The organism is Bradyrhizobium cosmicum (genome assembly GCF_032290525.1).
GTDB classification, from domain to species: Bacteria; Pseudomonadota; Alphaproteobacteria; order Rhizobiales; family Xanthobacteraceae; genus Bradyrhizobium; species Bradyrhizobium cosmicum_A.
This window is the reverse complement of the sequence record NZ_JASXTA010000066.1, coordinates 1-1,270: the sequence shown is the minus strand read 5'-3', so window position 1 is coordinate 1,270 and position 1,270 is coordinate 1. Positions and strand designations below refer to the sequence as shown.

General features: G+C 61.5%; 1 protein-coding gene. It reads left to right on the top strand.

The features are described from left to right. Positions 1–93 precede the first annotated feature (93 nt). Entirely contained in the window at positions 94–1,239 is a 1,146-nt protein-coding gene (locus tag QSV46_RS39020) for an IS630 family transposase (RefSeq protein ID WP_314963999.1), read from the top strand. Positions 1,240–1,270 lie beyond the last annotated feature (31 nt).

Genomic DNA, 1,270 nt, shown 5'->3' with positions numbered 1-1,270 from the left:
CTAGACGATCGATTCCATGAATTTGGCGGTCATGGAACGGGACGTTTGTTTGTGGATTCTTCGTTTGCGATTGAGTGAACGAGGAGTTTCATCATGGCAGGATGGCGGCAAGCGGTCGAGTTGGCGATGACCGATGAGGAGATTGAAACGTTGACGGCTCTTTCGCGGTCGAGGACCGAACCGGCGCGCCGGGTGTCGCGGGCCGCGATGTTGCTTGCCTACCGCGAGACCCCGTCGTTCTTTGCGGTGGGACGAAGACTTGGCGCCCATCATCAGACGGTTCAGCGCTGCGTCGAGCGGGCGGCGGCCGATGGCGCGCTGGCGGCGCTCGACGAGCGCCCGCGACCGGGCAAGGAGCCGGTGATCACGCCGGCGGCCAAGGCCTGGCTGGTGTCTCTGGCGTGCGACAAAGCCAGGGAGCACGGCTATCCACACGAGTTGTGGACGACGCGGCTGCTGGCCCGCCATGCGCGCGAACACGGACCGGGGGCCGGTCATCAATGTCTCGCCCGCCTGGTTCAGGGCACGGTGTGCAAGCTTCTCGGTCAGGAGGAAATCAAACCGCACAAGGTGCGCTACTATCTTGAAAACCGCGACGCCGAGTTTGAGCAGAAGATGGCGGAGGTTCTGTATGTCTATCGCGAGGTCCAGGTCCTGAAAAAAACCGCCGCCCGGTCGAAGAAATCGGACAAACCGGTCGCGATCGTCTCCTACGACGAGAAGCCGGGGATCCAGGCCATCGCGACGACAGCGCCGGATCTGCCGCCAGTGCCGGGCGTGCATGCGACCTTCGCGCGCGATCATGAGTACAAACGTCACGGCACGCTCAGCCTGTTGGCGGGGATTGACCTGCTCACCGGGAAGGTCCACGCGCTCGTCAAAGACCGCCACCGCAGCCGAGAGTTCATCGAATTCCTCAAGCTCCTCGATGCCGCCTATCCGGCCAGGACCGCGATCAAGTTGATCCTCGACAACCATTCCACACACATCTCGCGAGAAACCAGAGCCTGGCTCGACACACGACCGGCAGGCCGCTTCCAGTTTACCTTCACGCCCAAGCACGGCTCCTGGCTCAACCTCATCGAGGGCTTCTTCTCCAAGTTCGCCCGCTCCGTCCTGCGTCACATCCGGGTGACATCAAAGTATGAACTCAAAGAGCGCATCATGGCCGGAATCGACGACGTCAATCGCCATCCCGTCGTCCATACCTGGTCCTACAAACTCGCCGACGCCGCCTGATATGATTCGAACCAAGAAAACGCTGACCTAG